Consider the following 490-nt stretch of genomic DNA (forward strand, 5'->3'; position numbering starts at 1 on the left):
TGCCGTAATCCAAGGTCGCGCTGTCATTGCCTGAGGCACTGTCACCATTGGTGTTGGTGATGGTGGCCGTAATGGTGATGTCCGTGCCAGTGGCCGGCGCATCCATGCCAAGCAGGAGGTCGTTGTCTAGCATCTCTTGCGTGACCACATCGTTGAACAGCTCATTGCCGTTTTGGTCGGTGACCACTAAGGTGTCGCCGACTTGTATGCTTGGATCTAGGCTGACAGTGATGTTGATTTGGCCGTCCAGCTCATCACTGTTGATGTAGCCGTCATCATTGACATCCTCGGTGATTTCAACCGTCGGTGCGATTGGTGCTGGCGCCTCAACGTAATCCAAGGTCGCTGCATCTGAGCCAGTGACGGTGTTGCCCGCCACATCGGTAACGGTGGCGGTGACCACAATCTCGGTGCCGCTGGCTGGTGTGTTCATGGTGACAGCCAGGCCGTTATCGAGCATGGCTTGGGTGACTACACCGCTGAACAGCTC

At 56.3% G+C, this 490-nt stretch carries 1 pseudogene; it reads right to left on the reverse strand.

What is annotated here, in order from left to right:
- Positions 1–403 (reverse strand): annotated as a pseudogene (locus K0625_RS24340) (hypothetical protein); the annotation flags it as partial.
- Positions 404–490: the final 87 nt, after the last annotated feature.

Source organism: Shewanella nanhaiensis (genome assembly GCF_019457885.1).
GTDB lineage: Bacteria > Pseudomonadota > Gammaproteobacteria > Enterobacterales > Shewanellaceae > Shewanella > Shewanella nanhaiensis.